Origin of the sequence: Wenyingzhuangia fucanilytica (assembly GCF_001697185.1) — a bacterium.
In the GTDB taxonomy this organism is placed as follows: Bacteria; Bacteroidota; Bacteroidia; order Flavobacteriales; family Flavobacteriaceae; genus Wenyingzhuangia; species Wenyingzhuangia fucanilytica.
In genome coordinates, this window is record NZ_CP014224.1 from 2,327,827 (window position 1) to 2,349,524 (window position 21,698).

Sequence of the window (21,698 nt, forward strand, 5' to 3'; positions counted from 1 at the left end):
TACAAAATTAAAAGGGTTCCTTTTACCCCACAGTAACTTATGTTACACGTTTGTTTTTGTTTGCTGACAAATTTGATTTTGCAAATCATCTTTACAAATAATACCATCAAAACAATCTACTGCCTCATAAGTTCTCACAAACAAGTTGTCTTTTCCTAAAACAGTAACAATTCCATTTTTAAACAAAACATCTCTTGTTGGTCCAATTGCGCCAGTCATCATTATTTTTATTTTTTTGCTTTTTAGTTCCTTTATGAATTTTATCAACATAGCACTCGCACTACTATCAATATAAGTAATGGCTTCTGCATTAATAATTACTGCTTTTAAAGTATTTTGTTTCTCCTCAATCAACTGCCTTATCCTTTTTATAAAATAATCTTTGTTTCCAAAATACAGTTGCGCATCAAAACGAATAATTAACAAATCTTCTCTCTGTTTTGTTGTGGTAAATCTGGCTATGTTTTTAAAATAATTACTCCCTTCTATTCTTGCCAAAATAGCAATATGAGGTTGTGATGATCTGTAAATAACCAATAATAAAGACAGTACTACTCCTATTAAAATTCCTTCGGTTATCCCCAAAAACAAAGTGATGATAAAAGTGATGAGTAATAAAAAAAACTCATCTTTTTGATGTTTATATAAGTGTTTAGGATATTCTAAATCTATCAAATTAAAAACAGCTACCAATATCATTGCTGCCAACACAGCCATAGGCAAGTAATAAAATAAAGGAGTAAAAAACATTAAGGTTAAACCAACAACCAAGGCTGCTATTAAAGAGGCAAGTCCTGTTTTTGCTCCCGCTTGATGATTAACCGCTGTTCTTGCAAAACCTCCTGTACTGGGAAAAGATTGAAACAAAGAACCTATGATATTAGAAAAACCAATAGCTTTTAATTCTTGATTGGCATCTACCTGATAACCATCTATATTTTCTTCTAACGATTTTGATATAGAACTGGCTTCCATATAACCAACCAACGCTAGAGTTAATGCCATTGGAGCCAATGTTAGTATAGAAACCTCATTAAAACTAGGCCACTTAAAAACAGGTAATCCTTTTGGAATTTCTTTAACTATCTCTACTCCTAAATGATGTAAATTAAAAACATAAACCACCACAATTCCTAAAAAAACAACCAATAAAGCTGATGGAATTTTGGGTAGGATTTTTTTAACTAAAAAAATAATAACAATGGCAGAAACTCCTATAGCCAGTGTTACTAAATGCACTTCTTTTAGCATTGATATGATATTTGTAGCACTAGATACACCTGTTAAATTTTTAACTTGACTTAACCCTATCACTATAGCAACGGCAGAAGTAAAACCACTAATAACAGGTTTTGATAAAAAATTAACAAAAAATCCCATTTTTAAAAAGCCCATCAACACTTGAATTGCTCCCGTAAACAAGGCTAAAAAAATAGCCATAGAAACATAACTTTCTAAGCCAGTTAAAGATAAGGCAGATAAACTAGACGCTACCAATAAAGAATCCATGGCAACAGGCCCTACCGACAATTGCCTAGAAGTTCCCATTAGCGCATAAATTATTTGGGGAATTAGCGCTGTGTACAAACCAAAAACCGGTGGTAAACCAGCAATCATGGCATAGGCCATCCCTTGGGGAATTAACAAAACTCCAACCGTAATTCCTGCAAAAACATCTCCTTTTAAAAATTTTGTATCATAAGTAGGTAACCATATTAAAAAAGGAAAGTTGCGCTTCATGTATTCTATAATTTATCACAAAAATACTGGCATAAAAAAGCCTAGGCAGTAACAAAAGTTACAGAACAAGAGCTTCTTATAAAAAAACAAGCTATTATACTTTTATATGAACAATAGTTTAACGATTTTTACGCCTTGAAAATAAATTCACATTGAACAATGGCAAAGACAGAAAAAGAGATTATTTTATTAAAAGTTTCTGGACAAGATAAGCCGGGAGTTACTGCAGGATTAACCACTGTTTTAGCTACGTATGATGCTGTTATATTAGACATAGGACAAGCTGATATACACGACACTTTATCTTTAGGTATTTTATTTGAAGTAAAAGCAGGACACGATGCTGCACCTGTTTTGAAAGATCTTTTATTTAAAGGATACGAATTAGGAATTAGCGTTAAGTTTATTCCTGTAACTCTTGAAGACTACGAAAGTTGGGTAGCAGCACAAGGAAAACAACGTTATATCGTAACCATTTTAGGAGAATCTTTAGCAGCAAAACAAGTAGCTGCTGTAACTCAAGAAATGTCTGACTTAGGTTTAAACATTGATGCCATTAAACGTTTAACAGGAAGAACATCTTTAGTAAAACCTGTAGACTATCCACGTTCTTGTGTACAATTGTCTGTAAGAGGAGAAATCATCAACAAAGCACAATTGACCTCTAAATTCATGCAAATTTCTAGAGATTTAGATGTAGATATCGCTTTCCAAGAAGACAACATTTATCGTAGAAACAGACGTTTGGTTTGTTTTGATATGGATTCTACCTTAATTCAAGCTGAAGTAATTGACAAATTAGCTGAGTTAGCAGGTGTTGGAGAAGAAGTTTCTGCCATTACAGAATCTGCCATGCGTGGAGAAATTGACTTTAACGAAAGTTTTAAAAAACGTATGTCTTTGTTAAAAGGATTAAGCGAAGATGTATTACAAGATGTAGCTATTAACTTACCTATTACTAAAGGAGCTCACAGATTGTTTAAAGCTTTAAAATATTACGGGTTTAAAACTGCTATTTTATCTGGAGGATTTACCTATTTTGGTGAATATTTACAGAAAGAATTGGGTATTGATTACGTTTTTGCCAACCAATTAGAAATTAAAGATGGTGCCTTAACAGGTGGATATTTAGGAGAAATTGTAGATGGTAAGAAGAAAGCAGAATTATTAAAAGAAATTGCACAAAAAGAAGGAATTGACATCAACCAAACTATTGCTGTTGGTGACGGAGCTAATGACTTACCAATGTTAAGTTTGGCTGGTTTAGGAATTGCTTTCCATGCAAAACCTAAAGTAAAAGAAAGTGCAGAAAGTTCTATTTCTAGTTTAGGATTGGATGGTGTACTTTATCTATTAGGATTCCATGACAGACATATTGATGAATTAGAAAACAAATAATTCTAAACAACATAAACAAAAAAGCTTCTCTTTAAAAGAGAAGCTTTTTTGTTTTACAACAATTCTAAAGAGTTTCTATGAAGCATTAAAACTTTATTTTTCTCTAACTTTTTAAGCAACCTAGAAATCACAACTCTAGAAGTATGTAATTCATATGCAATCTCTTGATGAGTACTTTTTATCACTGAACTTCCTGTAACGGCAACTTTGTCTTTTAAATATTTTAGCAATCTTTCATCCATTTTTTTAAAAGCGATATTATCTATGGTTTCTAATAATTCCATCAACCTATTGTGATAACTATCAAAAACAAACTGTCTCCAAGATTTATACTTTCCTGTCCACTCTTCCATTTTTTCTACAGGAATCATTACTAAAACAGTATCTAACTCTGTAACAGCTCTAATTTCACTTTTGTGATTACCCACACAACATGTCATAGTCATTGCGCAAGTATCTCCTTTTTCTAAAAAGTACAACAACAACTCATCTCCATCCTCATCTTCTCTTAAAATTTTAATAGCCCCTTCTATTAATAAAGGCATAGATTTAATGTATTGCCCTATATCCATTAATTTAGATCCAGCAGCTACGTGTTTTAAAGTAGCTACTCTATCTACTTCTTCAATCAACTCTTTTTCAAAAAGGTGTCCGTAATGTAATTGTAGTTCTTGTAACATATAGTTCATTATATATCTATCAAATGTATTAAATAAGTTAGTACTTATAGTAAAGCTGCTAAAAAACATATGATTTCTCAACACCCTGCTTGATAAAAAGATGAAAACAAACTGTTATAACGCAGTTTGTTTACTGTCAGTGTTTTATAGCTTTACCATATGAAATATTACTAATATTTAAAATTCAAACATTATGAAGTATTTAAACAAAAACATCGAAGAAATTGGTAAAAGAGCTAATGAAAAATCTCTAATAGATTATTCAACATCATGTGGTATATTTCAAAATTGTGATTACAACAGTCCTGTTGTAAAGAATTGTCTTCAAAGCAATAAAGCTTAGTAATCATAGATAACAAAATCAGTAACCTAAAAATATTTTAATTATGGCTTATTTAAATAAAAACATAGAAGCATTGACAAAAAAAGTAAGTAGTAAGTCTTTGGCTAATCGTTCTATTACTGATGGTATTTTTAAAATATCTGATTATAATATTTTTTTAGTAAAAGAATCTGGCCAGGGTCCACGTAGCTTATCATTTTAATAACAAAAAAGTCATCTTATAATTTCTTTTTTGCTGTAAGTTTGTACTAAAAAAGTTGACCTATAAAAAAAGCAATTATGAAATATTTAAATGAAAACATACAGGCTTTGTCTAAACTACAAAGCAATAAGTCTTTAGTAAGAGCAAACACTTCTTGTGGTATTTTTCAAGATTGTGATTATAATCAAGACACTGGTAAGCTATATCACCAGAAAAAAATAGAAACCTTACCTCCCAAATAAAAAAAGAGCCGCTAAAATTAGCGGCTCTTTTTAATTTTATCTAAAATAGATTACCATTGGAATAATGGTCTATCTTGCATAAATTCATTTACTTTATTAGCTACAGCTTCTAAAACTTCTTCGTTTTCAAAGTTATTGATTACTTCATCAATAAAGTTAGCTACCACAGCCATATCGTCCTCTTTTAATCCACGAGTAGTTACTGCAGATGCTCCTAAACGGATACCTGAAGTTACAAATGGAGAACGAGTATCATAAGGAACCATGTTTTTATTTACAGTAATATCTGCTTTTACCAACGCTTGCTCAGCATCTTTACCAGATAAGTTTTTATTTCTTAAGTCAATTAACATACAGTGGTTGTCTGTACCTCCAGAAATAATTTTATAATCTTTAGCTACTAATTCTTTTGCTAATCTAGCAGCATTCTTTTTAACTTGAACTTGGTAGTGTAAGTACTCATCTGTTAAAGCTTCACCTAAAGCAATAGCTTTTGCAGCAATAACGTGCTCTAATGGCCCACCTTGCATTCCTGGGAATACAGCTCCATTAATCATAGCAGACATCATTTTTAAGTTACCATTCTTTAACTTAATTCCATCTCTATTTTCAAAGTCTTTACCCATCATAATCATACCTCCTCTTGGACCTCTTAAAGTCTTGTGAGTAGTTGTAGTTACAAAGTGACAGTGAGGCATTGGATCATTTAAGATTCCTTTTGCAATCATTCCAGATGGATGAGAAATATCAGCTAATAAATAAGCTCCTACTTCGTCAGCAATTTCTCTAAACTTAGCAAAATCAATATCTCTTGAGTAAGAAGAAGCACCAGCAACAATCATTTTTGGTTTTTCTGCCTTAGCAATTTCTAAAATGTTATCGTAGTTTAAAACCTCAGTTTCTTTATCTACACCATAGTGTACAGCTTTGTAAATTTTTCCTGAAAAGTTTACTGGAGAACCATGTGTTAAGTGACCACCGTGAGATAAGTCAAAACCTAAAATTTTATCTCCTGGCTCTAATACAGCAAAATACACTGCTGCATTTGCTTGAGAACCTGAGTGAGGCTGTACGTTTACGTATTCAGCACCGTATAATTCTTTAGCTCTATCTATTGCTAACTGTTCAACAATATCAACAACTTCACATCCTCCATAGTATCTTTTTCCAGGATACCCTTCAGCATATTTATTTGTTAAAACAGAACCTTGAGCTTCCATTACTTGTTCACTAACAAAGTTTTCAGAAGCAATTAATTCAATTCCTTTTAATTGTCTTTCTTTTTCGTCTTGAATTAAATCAAATATGATTTGATCACGTTTCATATTCTAGGTGTTTTTGAGGTTGAAAATGAGTTGCAAAAATAATAAATATTTACTCACACATAACCAAAAGAAGTAAGAATATATTTCTTTAGTTTACTTCTATATAGAATTCTATACTTTTTAGATTAATATTATCATTACAAAACAGATTTTTTTCCTTTTTGGCCTTAAAACAGTCCTTTATAATCTTATTTAAAACAAGGTTTTTAATTTTATTGGCATTAATTTTGTCTGACCTCTAAAAAACATACTATGATAAAAAAATTACTCCTTTTACTTTTATTTATAAGCTCAATAATAAGCTGTAGTGGTTTAAAAAGTACTCAAAAATTTTTGGCACAAGGAAATTATGATCAAGCTATAGATCAATCTTTAAATTATTTACAAAAAAATAGATATGGTAAAAAAGCTCCTGAGTTTCATCAATTATTGTTTGAATCATATAATAAAGCGGTTGAAAAGGACAAGCGAACTTTAGCCTATCTAACACAAGACTCAAATCCAGAAAGTTTAGAGCAAAAATTTAATGTGTTACTAAAATTAGAACAAAGACAAAATAAAATACGCCCTTTGTTGCCTATTAATGGGTTTAATTTTAAAACAGAAAACTACACTTCTGAAACATTAAGTACCCGAAATAAATTATCTGAATACTTATATAAAAAAGCCAATGATAAACTAGCTTCAAAAAACAAACAGTTTATTAGAGAGGCTCATGATGATTTTAACTATTTACAGGAAATCAATCCAAACTATAAAAATGTTCCTAGTTTAATTGATGTTTCTAGAGCTAAAGGAATGGGTTATGTGATTATTTCTTTTCACAACAACACAAGTCAAATAATTCCACAAAAATTAGCAGATAATTTATTAAACCTAGAACAATATAATTTAGATAATTATTGGACGACATACCAAACTTATGTTGATAACAACATCCACTATGATTTTGAACTAAAATTAATTTATGATGAAATCATCATAAGTCCTGAACGAGTTAAAGAATCTATTTTTACCAAACAAAAAGAAATTGTTCAAGGAAAAGAATATGTATTAGATAAAAACGGAAATGTTCAAAAAGATAGCAAAGGAAATGATATCAAAAGAGATAAAAAAGTTAAAATAACTAGTAAATTTCATCAATTTTCTCAAACCAAAACTTGTGAAATTAAAGCAAGAGCTAGTATTAGTAAAATTGACAACAACCAAGTTTTATTTAGCATGCCTATAAGTAGCCTATTTATATTTGATCATTATTTTGCTACTCAAAGTGGAGACAAAAGAGCCTTAGATGATCATTTTATTGATATGTTAGCTAATAGAGAAATTCCATTTCCAAGTAATGAACAAATGATTACTGATACTGGTAACGATGTAAAATGTCAGTTGCAAGAAGCACTAGTTAAATATAATTTCTAACTATCTTTGCCACTTCTTAATTTATTACCGTTTTACCTAAAAACAACAGGATGGAATACAAAATGATAGTTTTAGACATGGATGATACTTTATTAAAAGATGATCACACCATTTCTAACAGAAATAAAAAAGCCATAAAAGCCGCTCAAGAAGCAGGAAAATATGTGGTACTAGCCTCGGGTAGACCTACTCCAGCTATGGTTAATTATGCCAAAGAATTAGAGCTTGACAAATACAATTCATACATCATTTCATTCAATGGTGGTCAAATAATTAATATGGTTAATGAAGCTTGTATTTTTGAACAAACTCTAGAGGTTAAAGATATCCATCAACTATTCGATTTTAGTCAAGAACATAAAACAGCGTTTATTACCTACCACAACGGAAATATTATTGGAACTCAAGAATCTGAATATATTGATGTTGAAAAAAAAATAACAGGAATGCCTTATACTATTGTTAAGGATTTAAAAGCCAACATTACCAAAAACTGTGTTAAATGTTTGTTGTTAGAAGAACCTAGTTATTTAAAAAGTGTAGAAGCCAAACTTAAATCTTATAGAGCTGATTTAAGTGTATCGTTATCTAAACCATTCTTTTTAGAGGTAATGCCTCAGGGTATAGATAAAGCTGCTACTTTAAAAAGATTGATAGATCAATTAGGAATAAAACAAGAAGAAACCATTGCTGTAGGAAATGCAGAAAACGATTTAACAATGGTAGAATTTGCCGGTTTAGGTGTATGGGTAGACAATGTAACTCCTGAATTAAAAGATAAAGCAAATTTAATTGTATCATCTAATAATAACGATGGGGTGGCAGAGGTTATAGAGAAGTACATGCTTTAAAAGTATTACAACACTAACAAACATCAACCGTTATAATGTTTTTTTATCATAAATTTGTAGCCAACTAACTTAACTATTGGATTATGATTAAAAAACACTGTCCATGTTGTAACTCAACATTAAGGTTTAGAAGAAAGCGAAAAAGCGGTTCTAAACTTTTATTTTTTATGACATTGTATACTTGTTCACAATGCTATACACTTTATGCATGGATTAAACTTATTAATAAGCCTTTATGTGTAAAAACTGGTATTCCTGAAAAAATTTCTGAAACTACAAGATAAAAAAAAGCCACTCAATGAGTGGCTTTTAAATTTTATATATTTTTTTATTCTTCAGTATCGCTATCTGCTAATTGAGACTTATCTGACTTTAATTGATAAACACTCGCCACTCTACTATCTGTACCATAATCTACTTGAGTTACAGAATTAGTATTACTTTCAAAATACCAGGTACCAGTTTTTTTACCGTCTTTATATTCTCCTGTAGATTTCTTTTCTCCAGTAGGAGCATATGCAATCCAAGTTCCTTGCATTTTTTTATCTGCATCAATAAAACCTGTCTGAGCTACTTTTCCATTTTCATGAAAATAAGTTACCTTATACATGTCTCCTTGTTTTACAATTTTAACGTCGTTTTGAGCGTAAGTAAACACACCTACGAATAATGATAATATTAATGCTATTCCTTTCATGATTGATTCTTTTATGTTGATATTCCAAATATACTAAATATTTTACATTCAATCAACATTAACTTAACATTAATTTAACATTGAAAACTAACTAATTGTAAATGAAAGACTTTCCTATAAATCTAACTCTAATATCTCGTAATGTGAAGCTTGTTGACTTACTTTTCCATTCTCAAGAAGTATAGCTTGAGGAGATTCATGAACAATATTAAACTGCTCTGCAATTGCATTAGAAACATCTCTATGATTAATTAAATCTAAGAAATACAACTGATACCCCTCTCCTATCTTTTTTTCAAACTTATTTAAAACACTAGCGCTAATACTACAACGTGTACTATGCTTAAAAATAATTGCTTTATTAGTTTTAGAAACTTCAACAATATTATCTAACTGAGAAACCGCTGTTAATGGTATCCATTTCACCACATTACCTTCTTGCTTTTCTCCTTTATTTTTTCCTAAAATACTATCTAATAATCCCATATCTCATGTTTATGATTTGTAAGTACAAAAATACTCCTTTATAAATTAAATTCTTGTTTCTTTATTGTCGATTGCTACTAACAACCTTACAAATATATTTTTCCTGTCAAAAAATCATAGAAAAACTTAAAATCAACTCTTTACACAGACAAAAAGTCTTTTTAGTAGACATTTTTACAGGTTATTTAAATGGGAATGTATTTTGACTATAGATAAATCAAATAATAAAACTGAAAAAGGATTATCAACCTAAAAAAAGCAACTTATGAATTTTAACAATTATACCATAAAATCGCAAGAAGTTGTTCAACAAGCACAACAAATTGCTCAAGGATTAGGACATCAACAAATAGAAAACACTCACCTACTTAAAGCTATTTTAGAGGTAGATGAGCACGTAACTCCTTTTATCTTAAAAAAGTTACAAGTAAATATTGATATTCTTCCTCAAATATTAAACAAAACATTAGAAAGCTTCCCTAAAGTAACGGGTGGTCAAATAGGTTTGTCTAACACATCTGCAAGAACATTAACCGATGCAAGTAATATTGCCAAAAAAATGGATGATGAATATGTTTCCATAGAACATTTACTACTTGCAATATTAAATAATAAAGACACTGTTAGTCAACTTTTAAAAGACCAAGGGGTTACAGAAAAAGGATTAAAAGCTGCTATTGATGAAATTAGAAAAGGACAAAAAGTTACCTCTCAAAGCGCAGAAGAAACTTATAATTCTTTAAACAAATACGCTAAAGATTTAAACAAACTTGCGAGTACTGGTAAATTAGATCCTGTGATTGGTCGTGATGAAGAAATCCGTAGAATTCTACAAATCTTATCTCGTAGAACCAAAAACAACCCAATGTTAATTGGTGAACCTGGAGTTGGTAAAACAGCTATTGCAGAAGGTTTGGCTCACAGAATTGTAAAAGGTGATGTGCCAGAAAACCTAAAAGACAAACAAGTGTTTTCTTTAGATATGGGTGCCTTAATTGCTGGTGCAAAATACAAAGGAGAGTTTGAAGAACGTTTAAAATCTGTAGTAAAAGAAGTAACTTCTGCCGAAGGAGATATTGTATTGTTTATTGATGAAATTCATACTTTAGTAGGTGCTGGAGGGGGTGAAGGAGCCATGGATGCTGCCAACATTTTAAAACCTGCCTTGGCTCGTGGAGAACTAAGAGCTATTGGTGCTACAACTTTAGATGAATATCAAAAGTATTTTGAAAAAGACAAAGCTCTAGAAAGACGTTTCCAAAAAGTAGTCGTGAATGAACCTGATACTGAAAGTGCTATTTCTATTTTACGTGGAATTAAAGAAAAGTACGAAGCGCATCATAAAGTTCAAATTAAAGACAGCGCTATCATTGCTGCAGTAGAACTAAGTCAGCGTTATATTACCAATCGTTTTTTGCCAGATAAAGCCATCGATTTAATGGACGAAGCTGCTGCTAAAATGCGTATGGAAATCAATTCTAAACCAGAAGAACTGGATGTATTAGATAGAAAAGTAATGCAGATTGAAATTGAAATTGAGGCCATTAAACGCGAAAAAGATGAGAAAAAACTATCTCTTTTACGTAAAGATTTAGCAAATGTTAAAGAACAACGTGATGCAATATACACCCAATGGAAATCTGAAAAAGAAGTTGTAGACAATATTCAAACTATTAAAGACGAAATTGATCAATACAAACACGAAGCAGAAAAAGCAGAACGAGATGGAAATTACGGTTTGGTAGCAGAGTTGAGATATGGTAAAATTAAAGATGCCCAAACTCGCTTAGAAACTGCTCAAGAAATCATGGCTCAAAATCAAGATAGTTCTTTAGTTAAAGAAGAAGTTACAGAAGATAACATTGCAGAAGTAGTAGCAAAATGGACTGGAGTTCCAATTCAAAAAATGTTGCAAAGTGAGAGAGAAAAACTTTTAAAACTAGAAGATGAATTGCACCAAAGAGTGGTTGGTCAAGAAGATGCTATTGAAGCTATTGCTGATGCTGTAAGACGTTCTAGAGCCGGATTGCAAGATGCTAGAAAACCATTAGGAACTTTCTTGTTTTTAGGAACTACTGGTGTGGGTAAAACCGAGCTAGCCAAAGCCTTAGCTGAATATTTATTTGATGATGAAAATGCCCTAACTCGAATTGACATGAGTGAGTACCAAGAACGTCATTCTGTAAGTAGATTGGTTGGAGCACCTCCTGGATATGTGGGATATGATGAAGGTGGACAATTAACCGAAGCTGTAAGACGTAGACCCTACTCAGTTATCTTGTTAGATGAAATTGAAAAAGCGCATCCTGATACTTTTAATATTTTACTACAAGTATTAGATGAAGGTAGGTTAACTGATAACAAAGGTCGTTTAGCTGATTTTAAAAACACTATAATCATCATGACTTCTAACATGGGAGCTGAAATTATACAAGAACGTTTTGAAAAAGCTATCGCTAAAAACCGTGCAGAAATATCCGAAGTTGCTAAAGGTGAAGTTTTACAAAACTTAAAACAAATTGTAAGACCAGAGTTTATCAACCGTATTGATGAAATTGTAATGTTTACTCCACTAGACATTAACGAAATTAGTCAAATAGTAGAATTACATCTAAAAGGATTAACAAGTTTGCTTGCTAGTAAAGAAATTTCATTAACGGCAACGGAAAAGGCAAAATTAGCTTTAGCTAAAAAAGGATATAATCCAGAGTTTGGAGCAAGACCTGTTAAGCGTGTCATACAAAAAGAGGTGTTAAATCTTTTATCAAAAGAAATACTCGCTGGTAAAGTACACGATAAAAGTCGTATTGAATTAGATGTTATAGATGGAAAATTATTTTTTAATAGTTTATAGATTTTAGTTAGATTTAGAACCTCTTTGTAAGTTATTCAAAGAGGTTTTATTTCTAAAAAGGCAACCCCAAACTTTATATTTATCTATAAAAAAGTTATATTTAATTACCTAAAACCTCCAAATATGCTATTATTTTTCTCCTATGGTACATTACAGTTTGATAAAACCCAAATCGAAACATTTGGAAAATTATTACCTGGTACCAAAGATATTCTTAAAGGATACAAACTCAATAATATTAAAGTTTTAAACCCTGAAATTATTAATTTAATTGATAATAATTCACACCCTATTGCCACACTTACTAACAACCCTAATGATGAAATTATAGGTACGGTATTTGAGTTAACTAATGAAGAATTAAACAAAATCAATGAGATTGCTATGAAAGGTAATAGCAACATAAAAAAAATCGAAGTCATATTACAATCTGGCAAAAAAAGCTGGACGTATACTACAAATAATTTAAAATAAAAAAAATGAGCACATTAAGATTAGGTGATTTAGCACCAAACTTTACAGCACAAACTACAGAAGGAGAAATTAACTTTCACGATTGGTTAGGTGATGGTTGGGGAATTTTATTCTCTCACCCTGCTGATTACACTCCTGTATGTACTACAGAACTAGGAACTGTTGCTAAATACAAAGCAGAATTTGACAAAAGAAATGTTAAAGTTGTAGCTTTAAGTGTTGATGGAATTGAATCTCACCACGGATGGATTAAAGATATCAACGAAACTCAAAGCACTACTGTTAACTTTCCTATTATTGCAGATGAAGACAACAAAGTTGCCAACCTATATGATATGATTCATCCTAATGCAGATGATAAATTAACTGTTCGTTCTGTCTTTGTTATTGGACCAGATAAAAAAATAAAATTAATCATTACTTATCCTGCTTCTACAGGAAGAAATTTTGATGAATTACTAAGAGTAATAGATTCTTTACAGTTAACTGCATATCACAAAGTAGCAACACCAGCTAACTGGAAACATGGAGAAGATGTAGTTATTGCTCCTGCTATTAGCAACGAGCAAATTCCAGACATGTTCCCAAAAGGTCACAAAGAAATAAAACCTTACCTAAGAACTACACCTCAACCAAATATCTAAAAGTAACTTTAGAAAACTTAAAACTCCATAAATATAATTTATGGAGTTTTTTATTTCAACATGTCTTTAGTAATACAAACCCTTAACAAAATCACTTCTCAAATTTTATATCATCTTACTAAATAATAGACAAATCAATCTTGTTCAAAAAATGAGCAATAAGGTTTCAAAACATTTCAATAAATAACCTTAGAATTGTAACTTTTACAAAGTATATATTTACAAAAAGGAAGTCCCTTATTAGTTAGCCCATAGATTATGAATAACAAGAAAAGCCTTTTTATTGGAAAACAAGCCAATAGTGCTGCAGGAATAAAAGCGGTATTTATTTCATTACAACAAATACTAAGTAGAATGTCTGTAAAGAATTCTTTTAAAGTATTAAGCAAACTAAATCAAAAAGATGGTGTTGATTGCCCTGGTTGTGCTTGGCCAGATCCATCACATAGATCTAAATTGGGTGAGTTTTGCGAAAATGGAGTTAAAGCCATTGCTGAAGAAGCAATGGAAAACCGAGTAGATCCAATTTTTTTTTCAAAATACTCAGTAAAAGAATTACAACAACAAAGTGATTATTGGTTGGGGCAACAAGGAAGGTTAACACACCCTATGATATTAAAAGAAAACGAGACTCACTACACCCCTATTTCTTGGAGCGAAGCCAACAAAATTATTGGACAAGAATTAAACACACTTAGTCATCCTAACGAAGCTGCTTTTTACACATCCGGAAGAACTAGTAACGAAGCTGCATTTTTATATCAACTTTTTGTTAGAATGTACGGAACTAATAATTTACCTGATTGTTCTAATATGTGTCATGAATCTAGCGGCGTGGCTTTATCTAAAACTGTTGGTATAGGAAAAGGTTCTGTTACTTTAGATGATTTGTATAAAGCTGAATTAATTTTAATTTTTGGGCAAAACCCTGCTACCAATCACCCCAGAATGTTGTCATGCTTAGAAAAAGCAAAAAAGAACGGAGCAAAGGTAGTGGCCATTAATCCATTAAAAGAAGCTGGATTAATGAATTTTAAAAACCCACAAACCCCTAAAGGAATTTTGGCAAATGGAACTGATATTGCTGATTTATATCTTCAGATTAAAATCAACGAAGATGTGGCTCTATTAAAAGCTGTAATGATAAAGTTGTTTCATTTATCAGAAAAAAATCCTAAAATTTTAGATCAAGAATTCATCACCCAAAAAACAGAAGGATTTCAACAATTTAAAGAAGAGTTACTAACGCACAATCTAGAAAACCTAATCAACAGAACAGGATTATCTACTAAAGAAATTGATACTTTGGTTGAGTTGATTGCTCAAAGAAACAAAATTATTACTTGTTGGGGAATGGGATTGACACAGCATGTAAATGGTGTAGATAATATTCAAGAAGTTGTAAATTTACTTTTAATCAAAGGAAGTATCGGAAAAGAAGGTGCAGGAACTTGTCCTGTTCGCGGGCATAGTAATGTACAAGGAGATAGAACTATGGGAATTGCCGAAAAACCCTCTAAAGAGTTGTTAGATAAAATAGCAGAAAACTTTGGTTTTACCCCTCCTAAAGAACATGGGTATTCTGTTGTTGATGCTATTACAGCCATGTATCACAAAAAAGTAAAAGTTTTTATAGGAATGGGTGGTAATTTTTTATCTGCTGCTCCAGACACCCATTACACTACAAAAGCATTAGAAAACTGTAATTTAACTGTACATATATCTACCAAATTAAATCGTTCACATTTAACTCCAGGGAAAACCGCTTTAATTCTTCCATCTATGGGAAGAACTGATAAGTATATAAAAAATGGAAAAGCACAATTTGTAACAGTAGAAAATTCCATGGGAGTAGTTCACAGTAGTAAAGGAGCCTTAACACCTCCTTCCGATTTTGTAGAAAGTGAACCTGTAATTGTAGCCAATATTGCTAAAGCTACCTTAAAACAAAACAAAGTTCATTGGGATTTTTTAATTCAAGATTACGATCACATCAGAGATTTAATTGCCAAAACAATTAATGGTTTTGAAAATTATAACGAACGAGTAAAACAACCTATTGGATTTGAATTACCAAACGGAGCAAGAACTGGGAATTTTACCACTCCTAACAAAAAAGCAAATTTCACGATCAATAAATTAAGTGATATTTCTTTAGAAAGTGATGATTTTATCATGATGACCACTCGTAGTCACGATCAATTTAACACCACTATTTATGGTTTAGATGATCGTTATAGAGGAATATACAATGGTAGAATGGTCGTTTTTATAAACCCTGAAGACGCAAAAAAAATAGGATTACAAAAAGGAGATAAAATATCACTTTACAACAACTACAACAACATTAAACGCCAAGTTGATGATTTTAGTGTTGTGCCTTATAATATCCCTAAAGGATGTATAGCAACATATTACCCTGAATCTAATCCTTTAGTTCCTATAGATTTAACTGCTAATTTAAGCCATACACCTTCTTCAAAATCTGTAAAAGTTAAAATAAAAAAGAGCTAAAACTTACGGAAAGACTTAGTTCTTATTTTCACCCTACTAAAGAGACTCATGAAAACATTTTCATGAGCCTCTTTTTTGAAAAAAAACAATATGTAAGTTACCTCCTAATTCGTAAAAAAATAGATTGTTTTTTTCAATTTTTATATTTAAAAAAAATCAACACCTCCTTTAATTTACCTAACTCTTTTACACAAACTTAACAAATGTTAAATTCATAACATATATCAAATTAATTAGCTGATATCCTTATTCTTAAACAATTCAAAATCTTATATTTGCAGCAAATTTTTAAAGCTCTATTAGCTAGGAAATAAGCAAAATATTGCTATAAAAAAGACATGAATAATTCAAAAAAAATCATAAAACAAATTAAGTTTTTGATATAATATATGAAAACAAAGTACAACCTCCCGTTAATAACAGGAATTTTCCTATTGTTATCAATTTTTAAAGTAAACGCACAAACAAATAGCGCTAGCCCATATTGTAAGCCTACACACTTTAATAATGATGCACATTATATAACTAATGTTACAATTGGTCAAATAGACAATACTACAACCACTAGTACCAACTCTGACAGGTATACATTCTTCAACAATCTTTCTACTGATTTAACCGTTGGGCAACAGTACACTATGTTACTTACCTATAGAGTTCCATCATACAACGGACACTATGCAAAAGTTTGGATAGACTATGGAAACGATGGTGACTTTAGTAACGCTGTAGAACTTGCAAGTTATAGCGGGAGTCAAGCTGCACAAACTTATAATAGATCAATTACGTTTACGGTTCCTAGCAATGCTTCTGTAGGTACAGCTCGTTTAAGAGTAATGGTAGTTAGGAATAATATAGGAATATGTAATACTGCATACCAGTCTGGAGAAACAGAAGATTATAGTTTAAACATCAAAGCACTTCCTGCTCCCCCAGTAGCTAACTGTGTGGGAAGTTTAAATGTGGAGTTAGATGTTGCAGGTAATGCAACTATTACACCAGCACAAATAAACAATGGATCTACTGATGTATATGATGATGCTAATGGTTTAGCTCTTTCTTACTCGTTAAACAAAACTACTTTTAACTGTAATGATCTTGGAGCAAATGAAGTAACTTTAACTGTAACCGATAGCGACGGATTAACAGATACCTGTACAGCTATTGTAAATGTATCTGTAAGTTCATCTTCGTTTGTAGCCCCTACATTAGAACCTGTAAACACTTATTGTGATTATACTGTTGTTGCCCCAATTATGAACTATCAATGTGGACAACAAATCACAGGTACAAGTAATCTAACAGGGCAAGTAATTAGTAGTAACACTACTATAACATGGACTTTTACAAATGGAGAAGATTCAGTAACCAGCAATCAAACAGTTATTTTTTATTCCTCAGAAAAACCTACGGGAGTTGGAGCTACAAACATTAGTAAAACATCAGCTAAAATATTTTGGAAACACAATAATATTGATGGAGATGGAGATGATGATGATGACACTCTAGGTCCTTATAAAATAAGATACAGATATAAAGATAGTTCTGATGCATGGACCAATACAACTTCTACTAATAAAGAAATTACCATTACAGGACTAAGTAGCAGTACCGAATACGAGGTACAAATAAGTATTGATGGGGATTGTGGTGTTTACAGCGATTTATTTTATTTTACAACTACAGACTTAGAGTATTGTATTGTTGATGTAAATCTTAACTACAGTGGTGATTATAGAATAAACAAAGTAGATATTGGAACTATTGCATTGGATAAAAATAATGTAGGAGAAAACACTAATTTTTATAATGATTACACAAGTTATTCTACAAACTTAACCCCAGGACTTACTTTTTCTGGAACTGTAAATTATAAAAAAAACACATATAATGATGCTGGATTTGTTGCATGGGTCGATTTTAATCAAGATGGTTTTTTTGATGATGTTAATGAAAAAGTATATGAAACTGAACTAGATAGAGTAAGCGGAACAGGTACTGTTCAATTAACTGACATTGCCGTTCCTATTGATGCATTACCGGGACAAACAAGAATGCGTATTGCAATAAAACACAACGGATTACCTACAAGCTCTTGTGACTTTGACAATCAATCCGGAGAAATTCAAGACTATAAAGTAGTTATGGGGTCTCAACCAACTCCAGTAGCAAACTGTATTGGGAGTTTAGACATTAACTTAGATATTTCTGGAGAAGCTACAATTACTGCAGATGATATAGACGATGGTTCAACTAACGGTTATAATAGCGATTCTAATTTTACTTTATCAATTGACAAAACCACTTTTGATTGTAATGATGTAGGAGAAAATACCGTTACTTTAACTGTTACCAATACTTTTGGTTTAACCAACACATGTACTGCCACAGTAAATGTATCTAATTATTCAGGTCCTTTTACTGTAGATACTTTAGAGGATGTTGATTCATATTGTTCATATTCTGTAACTCCTCCAGTAATTAATTATCTATGTGGACAACAAATTACAGGAACCAGTAGTACTTATTCTGAAGAAGATATTATTAGTAGCACAACTACTATCACTTGGACTTTTGACAATGGTGAAAACACTACAACTAGTACGCAAACAATTAATATTATTACACCTTCTGCACCTACAAGTGTAAGTACTAGCGAAATTACCCAAACAACAGCTAAAATAAACTGGAGCGCTAGTAATTCGGGACCCTACAAAATAAGATATCGATACGCTAACAGTAGTGATGCATGGTTAGAATCTACTACTTCTGATACAAACATCACTCTATCAGGCTTAGATAACGATACTGAATATGAAGTACAAGTTGGTTTCGACGCTAGTTGTGACATATTTTCTTCATTAGAAACTTTTACCACATCAGCTTTTAACTACTGTACAGGAACTAATCTAGCTAGCGATAATAACTATTACATTAGTAATACCTCTATTGGAACAATTAACAACACTACAAATAGTAGCGGAAATCGTTATAATTATTTCGGAGGAACCTCAACAACTATTGCCGCTGGAGAAACACTTTCTGGAACTATTAATTATTCTAAAGCAAATTCAGCTGACGTTGGTCTTAGCATTTGGATAGACCTTAACCAAGATGGAGATTTTGAAGATACTGACGAAAAAATCTATTCTGATTTTAATGAAGCTAACGGAACTTCTGTAAGTAGATCATTTAGTGTAACTATACCTACAAACGCTACTACAGGTAAAACTAGAATCCGTATTGCCATTAATAAAGACCAAGAACCAGTTAGTTCTTGTGATTTTTCAAATGATCCTGGAGACATAGAAGATTACGATATTTTTATAGATCCTAGGGATACTAGTTTGTTTGAAACTGCAATGATTACTCAAGTATATCATACATCTGCAGGAGAAAGATGGATAGAAGTTACCAACCAAGGAGCTACAACTATTCCTTCAGGTACCTTAACACTTGGATTATTTAAAGACAAAACAGGGGATCAAACAGATGTGCTTCCAACGGCTACATACATAATCAATGTTGCTTTAGCTCAAAATCAATCAACACTAATCAAAAGCAGTAGCTCTTCTTTAATAGGAGATGGAACTGTTGATGCAAATATTACTGACTTTGATGGAGCTAACGATATTATTGCCATCATAAGCGAAACTAATACTACTGCATGGGAAAATAGATTTGATGTTATTTCTAGTATTGCAGACAATACCTCTTATGTTCGTAATGATGAAATTTTAACATATAACAGCACCTATACTTCTAGCGAATGGACTGCTTTTGTAAATGATGATTTAGTTCCTACGGTACAAAGACATGCTAACGCTCCATTGCTATCAGAAGTAACTTATGCAACCACTAATAACCTTACAGCTAATATAAAATTAGGAACACATGCTTTTGGAGCTACAACTAGAAGTTCAAATGCTTGGACAAATGGACTTCCAGATAGATCTAGATACGTAATAGTTTCTGAAAACTACAACGAAACCTCATCTACACTTAGTGCTAGAAAATTAGATGTTACAGGTAGTTCTAAACTAACAATTACCAATCAATTATTAGTAATTACAAACAACCTTAACATTAATAGTAGTGCCGAGGTTAGGCTTGCAGATGGATCTCAACTGGTACAAACTCATACAGGAGCAAAACAAGTTTCATCAATAGGAAAAATATTTATCGATCAAAAATCATCTATAGCGAGTATTTATAGATTTAATTATTTTTCATCGCCTGTTAACAGTATTAACAAATCTAGTTTTACACTTGCTGATGTACTAAAAGATGGTACTATTCCAACATCAGAAACCTCTAGTGCTGTTGATATTAATTTTGTTAGCGGATACAATGGTGCTGCAACTACTCCAATTTCTATAGCAAATTATTGGATTTACACTTATCCTACAAACTCAGGAAGTGGAGATGGATATATCCAAAAAGGATCAACAGGAACAATCGCTCAAACAGATGGTTTCCTTATCAAGGGTCCTGGTGTAGCTCAAAATTACACTTTTACGGGTGTTGCAAAAGACGGTGACTTAACAACTAATATTGGTGGTTACGAATCGTATATAACTGGTAACCCATACCCATCTGCACTGAACGTTGATAAATTCATCAAAGACAATATAAACACTATTACAGGTACTTTATACTTTTGGCAACACAACGGAGAGAAAAATGCTACAGGAGAAGCCGGTCATAGCTATGCTGGATATGTTGGTGGTTATGCTACTCGAAACTTAGTGATGGGGGTTTCTGCAGACCAAGTTCAAAGTAATAATAACGAAGACAATGGAACTCCAACTTTAGGAAATGGAGAATATGCAGAACCTAAAGCATACATTCCTGTAGGACAAGGATTCTTTGTACAAGGAGACATAGATGGTGGTACGCTTACTTTTAACAACAGTCAAAGAGAATACATTCAAGAGGGAGAGCAATCTGTATTTTTTAAAACCGCAGAAAAGCCAAGGTATTTAAATGCTAACCTAAAAACTGTTAATTACAAAACTAATAGTACAGAAAACAAAACACCTATTATTAAATTAGGGATGAACTTCATAAATGATGACAATGAAAATTTACATCGTCAAATTGGAATATCATTTACAGAAGGAAACACCTTTGCATACGAAAACGGATACGACTCCCCTTCTTACAACGAGGGATCAACAGACATCTATTGGAAATTCCCAGAAGATGAGGACAAATATTCTATTGCAGGGGTACAAAAAATTAATGATCATTTAGACGTTCCTTTAGAAATCAAAATGGGTTATGACGGAGAAATAACCCTTAAGGTTGATGAATGGCAAGCTGTAGATAGAGATGTATATTTAAAAGATATAGAAAATAAAACAGCTACAAAATTAAACGGTAATGCAGCTAAACTTAACCTATCTAAAGACACGTATAGTAATAGATTTTATTTATCTTTTAATAATCAAGGAACGTTAAACACCGATAATTTGATAACTGAAAATATTAAAATCTCTTACAATAGCGATCTTAATAATATCTTGATAAAAAATACTGAAAACATTAAAATCACAAAAGTTAATTTATTCAGTATCACAGGAAAACAAATTAACACTTGGGATAGATTTAATAATGATTCAGAAATCACTTTACATCCTGGAAATCTAGCACCAAATGTTTATATCCTAAAAGTAGCTACAGATAAAGGGATTATTAAGAAAAAAATATTTATATATAAAAAATAACTTCACTATAAATAATAGTTAGATTTAAATATAACCAGAGAAATAAATTTCTCTGGTTTTTTTATACCAAAAACTTAACACTCATACACACTCCAAAACA

Annotated in this window: 16 protein-coding genes; 11 read left to right on the forward strand and 5 right to left on the reverse strand. The window is 31.6% G+C overall.

All coding sequences use genetic code 11. The features are described 5' to 3' along the window. Positions 1-42: 42 nt before the first annotated feature. Positions 43-1,740, reverse strand: a complete 1,698-nt coding sequence (locus tag AXE80_RS09400; protein ID WP_068826645.1) for a SulP family inorganic anion transporter — start codon at positions 1,738-1,740, stop codon at positions 43-45. 159 nt (positions 1,741-1,899) lie between these two features. Here AXE80_RS09400 and serB point away from each other — a divergent pair, with 159 nt between their 5' ends. Beyond that, positions 1,900-3,138 carry a phosphoserine phosphatase SerB gene (gene serB, locus AXE80_RS09405; RefSeq protein ID WP_068826647.1) on the forward strand — a complete coding sequence of 413 codons (1,239 nt, stop codon included), beginning with the start codon at positions 1,900-1,902 and terminating at the stop codon, positions 3,136-3,138. A 53-nt stretch (positions 3,139-3,191) separates the two neighbouring features. Here the strand turns inward: serB and AXE80_RS09410 are convergent, their stop codons facing one another. Continuing rightward, positions 3,192-3,818, reverse strand: a complete 627-nt coding sequence (locus AXE80_RS09410; protein ID WP_068826649.1) for a Crp/Fnr family transcriptional regulator — start codon at positions 3,816-3,818, stop codon at positions 3,192-3,194. Between the two features lie 193 nt (positions 3,819-4,011). On the opposite strand from AXE80_RS09410, the gene AXE80_RS14445 reads away from it, so the two are divergent. The 3 genes from AXE80_RS14445 (at position 4,012) to AXE80_RS14450 (ending at position 4,605) form a co-directional block, all read left to right on the forward strand. Next, on the forward strand, positions 4,012-4,161 hold the full coding sequence (locus tag AXE80_RS14445; RefSeq protein WP_169816821.1) for a hypothetical protein: 150 nt from the start codon (positions 4,012-4,014) through the stop codon (positions 4,159-4,161). Positions 4,162-4,204: 43 nt separating this feature from the next. Then, positions 4,205-4,363 carry a hypothetical protein gene (locus tag AXE80_RS14375; RefSeq protein ID WP_157359385.1) on the forward strand — a complete coding sequence of 53 codons (159 nt, stop codon included), beginning with the start codon at positions 4,205-4,207 and terminating at the stop codon, positions 4,361-4,363. 77 nt (positions 4,364-4,440) lie between these two features. Continuing rightward, positions 4,441-4,605, forward strand: coding sequence for a hypothetical protein (locus AXE80_RS14450; protein ID WP_169816822.1), 165 nt, complete (start codon positions 4,441-4,443; stop codon positions 4,603-4,605). Between the two features lie 50 nt (positions 4,606-4,655). On the opposite strand, the gene glyA is transcribed toward AXE80_RS14450, so the two are convergent. After that, complete coding sequence (glyA, locus tag AXE80_RS09415; RefSeq protein WP_068826651.1) at positions 4,656-5,930, reverse strand: serine hydroxymethyltransferase; 1,275 nt, start codon at positions 5,928-5,930, stop codon at positions 4,656-4,658. Positions 5,931-6,182: 252 nt separating this feature from the next. On the opposite strand from glyA, the gene AXE80_RS09420 reads away from it, so the two are divergent. Together AXE80_RS09420 and AXE80_RS09425 are read left to right on the forward strand one after the other, a co-directional pair. Continuing rightward, the gene (locus AXE80_RS09420) at positions 6,183-7,349 is read left to right on the forward strand and encodes a hypothetical protein (RefSeq protein ID WP_068826652.1); all 1,167 of its coding nucleotides are present in this window, start codon (positions 6,183-6,185) and stop codon (positions 7,347-7,349) included. Positions 7,350-7,399: 50 nt separating this feature from the next. After that, a complete protein-coding gene (locus AXE80_RS09425) occupies positions 7,400-8,200 on the forward strand; it encodes a Cof-type HAD-IIB family hydrolase (RefSeq protein WP_068826654.1) in 801 nt (266 codons plus the stop codon). Between the two features lie 328 nt (positions 8,201-8,528). Here the strand turns inward: AXE80_RS09425 and AXE80_RS09430 are convergent, their stop codons facing one another. Both AXE80_RS09430 and ytxJ read right to left on the reverse strand, forming a co-directional pair. Next, entirely contained in the window at positions 8,529-8,897 is a 369-nt protein-coding gene (locus AXE80_RS09430; protein WP_083194639.1) for a toxin-antitoxin system YwqK family antitoxin, read from the reverse strand. A gap of 114 nt (positions 8,898-9,011) precedes the next feature. Beyond that, on the reverse strand, positions 9,012-9,383 hold the full coding sequence (gene ytxJ, locus AXE80_RS09435; protein WP_068826660.1) for a bacillithiol system redox-active protein YtxJ: 372 nt from the start codon (positions 9,381-9,383) through the stop codon (positions 9,012-9,014). 265 nt (positions 9,384-9,648) lie between these two features. Here ytxJ and clpB point away from each other — a divergent pair, with 265 nt between their 5' ends. From clpB to AXE80_RS09460, 5 genes are all read left to right on the forward strand, one after another. Beyond that, positions 9,649-12,237, forward strand: coding sequence for an ATP-dependent chaperone ClpB (gene clpB, locus AXE80_RS09440; RefSeq protein ID WP_068826662.1), 2,589 nt, complete (start codon positions 9,649-9,651; stop codon positions 12,235-12,237). Positions 12,238-12,360: 123 nt separating this feature from the next. Then, positions 12,361-12,711 (forward strand): gamma-glutamylcyclotransferase family protein, encoded by a 351-nt coding sequence (locus AXE80_RS09445; RefSeq protein ID WP_068826665.1) that lies wholly within the window; start codon positions 12,361-12,363, stop codon positions 12,709-12,711. A gap of 5 nt (positions 12,712-12,716) precedes the next feature. Further along, the gene (locus AXE80_RS09450; RefSeq protein WP_068826667.1) at positions 12,717-13,355 is read left to right on the forward strand and encodes a peroxiredoxin; all 639 of its coding nucleotides are present in this window, start codon (positions 12,717-12,719) and stop codon (positions 13,353-13,355) included. Positions 13,356-13,613: 258 nt separating this feature from the next. Continuing rightward, the gene (locus tag AXE80_RS09455) at positions 13,614-15,869 is read left to right on the forward strand and encodes an FdhF/YdeP family oxidoreductase (protein ID WP_068826670.1); all 2,256 of its coding nucleotides are present in this window, start codon (positions 13,614-13,616) and stop codon (positions 15,867-15,869) included. 389 nt (positions 15,870-16,258) lie between these two features. Continuing rightward, on the forward strand, positions 16,259-21,598 hold the full coding sequence (locus AXE80_RS09460; RefSeq protein WP_068826672.1) for a fibronectin type III domain-containing protein: 5,340 nt from the start codon (positions 16,259-16,261) through the stop codon (positions 21,596-21,598). The last annotated feature ends 100 nt before the right edge of the window (positions 21,599-21,698 follow it).